Source organism: Bartonella sp. AA86SXKL, assembly GCF_042196885.1.
In genome coordinates, this window is sequence record NZ_JBHIRE010000065.1 from 1 (window position 1) to 2,608 (window position 2,608).

1 protein-coding gene is annotated in these 2,608 nt (G+C 38.0%); it reads right to left on the minus strand.

What is annotated here, in order from left to right:
* Nucleotides 1–2,346, minus strand: a 2,346-nt coding sequence (locus tag ACFIO5_RS09695; protein ID WP_375705287.1) for an autotransporter outer membrane beta-barrel domain-containing protein, incomplete at its 3' end; no start/stop codon positions are given.
* Nucleotides 2,347–2,608 lie beyond the last annotated feature (262 nt).

Sequence of the window (2,608 nt, forward strand, 5' to 3'; positions counted from 1 at the left end):
TGGTTCAACAGGGGCAGAAGGAGGAGAAACAGTATCCAGAGATGAAGTGTCCTCCGGAGCAGAGGGCTCAGATGGCAACGACATAGAAAGTGGATCAGGGCGTGGAGAATCAACAGGATCAGAGGACGTAGAAGAAGGAGGGTCAGACATAAACGACGTAGAAAATGGATCGGGAGGAGGAGGATCGACAGGATCAGGGGATGTAGAAGAAGGAGAGTCAGATGTCAACGACGTAGAAAGTGGATCGGGAGGAGAAGATGGAGGATCAACAGGATCAGGGGATGTAGAAGAAGGAGAGTCAGATGTCAACGACGTAGAAAGTGGATCGGGGGGAGAGGATGGAGGATCAACAGGACCAGAGGACGTAGAAGAAGGAGAGTCAGATATCAACGACGTAGAAAGTGAATTGGGGGGAGAAGATGGAGGATTAACAGGATGAGATAATGAAAACGAAGAAGGTTTACCAAATGGACCATTATAAGAACCTATTCTAGAAGAAATATAAACCCCTTCGAGTCGGAAATCCCAAAATTCCCCCTCACCTTCCACTAATCTTTGCGTAGCATCTGCTTCTCCAAAGGGCGAACCTGGACCATAACCACGAATACGATATTGATAAGGAAAACCTTTCACCGTAGTATAATCATCATAACCATTGGCGAGTCGAAAAGAACCTGCCTGCGCTGTTCCAGCAACTTGAATGAGTGAAATGCTTTGATCTTTTCCCTCATAGACTTCTTTACTTGCATATTTTGGAAAATTTTGCACATGAATGAATGTCGTTCCAGAAACATCCCCATAGATCAATATGCGATCCGTCTTTTGGGGATTAAACAAACCCTCATCATTCAAAAATGCATTCAACCTAATCTGAGCGTTTCCCTCAGCACTGTAGACTTTTTTATCTTTTGATGCGAGAATTTTATCTCCTGCACCTATATCTGCTTTTTTTCCAATGCATAGCGTTTGATAACCACTACCTTCATCAAAGATCAATGTGCTATTGGAAAGACTTAGAGAAGAAAGCGATGAAACAGATTCCTGTAAACCGTTGTATTTACTTTTAGTAAGATACCATTTTGAATAACGAATTAATTCTAAATCAATAACCGATCTACCCTCAACACGCGTACCTCCTGTAAGAGAGGAAGCGTTTGCTTTCACCAATAGAGAAGCATTATTTTCAGCTTTTAGCAACAAATCACCAGAGATTTTTGTTTCATCCGATAATTCAAGAGTGCCTTTTACTTCATAGTCTTTATTCCCCTTCGCATAAATCGCAATCCCGTCTGGAACTGTCATATTTGTCTCTGATAAATAAACAAATGCCCTCCCCGTGATAACTTTTTTGGTTTCTAAAATTTTTTCATCATCTCGTTGCCTCAACATTTTAGCAAATTCTTCTGGAGCTAAAACATTAAAGCACAGTCCATATACTCCCTCACCCTGAACAGAAATATTGTTTTTTTCTATCTTAATATTTGTATTCTTAAATCCATCTGGTGAAATATATTTTTGAATTAACTTACCATTATCATTTACATAACCTGAAAAGTTTTTCATCAAGAATGCATGCATATGGTTCAGCTGAATAAAATTGTTTTTCAAATGAACGTCACCACCTTGAAAAACCTCAAAAGCTTCTGGCAATACCCCCATAGCTCCATCACCATCTGTTAAAGTTTCCTCCCTCCTTCCTTGCCCCGTAATCCCCATAGTATCAAGAAGATAGTGCCCCCCAAATCGAGTTGAAAATGAGCCAATCTGGTTAAAATTAACGGTACCGTCTGTCATTTTAACCATTGCATCAAAACCACTCATAATACCGATCCCTTTTACATTCAAATTATCTGGCTCAATATTGATATTCACACTCACTAAAGCAATATCCGTTCCTCTCCCCCATGCATAAATAGCATGTGAAGTCCCCTTAATTTCCCCTACTGTCATACTAATAACGGCATTTTGAGCACGAAGAGCAGGTATATTCTTAAAATCTGAAGCTATTAGATTAATTTTTCCACCATTTCTTACATACGCCCCATACGCAGATATTTTATCTGGATCATCGCCAAAAACTGTTATCTGAGACGCATTAACAATAGTGCCTGCTTTTTCTACATATATAGCTGCAATAGGTGCAATATGAGCAGACGTCTCTTGAGAACTTTTTAAGTAATAGATTTTATCTGCAAGAAAGTGTGTTTTTCTATCATCGCATTTATAAAATGCCCCTCCTGCATCACTTGAAGATCCTGCAGCACTAACATACGTAACCTGCAAAAAATAAAGAATAGCTGTTGTAACGTTGCATAAAAATACATATTTATGAAATACATAAATCATAACTCTTGCCGCCTTCTATTCCCCTACTTCTATTCATTGAAGAATAATATCTATATTTAAGCTAATAAAGTTCTCAAAATACAATAAATATAAAATGAAATATTTAATTTAATACTTAATATAACACTATATACTTATATATAAGTTATATATAAGTTACTATATAGTTTATGTATCGCTAAAAAAGGTGGCGCAATCCAGCAGAGAAACTCGTTCCAGAAAAACCAATTTTCTTAAATCTATGCTGATAAGTGACATCTCC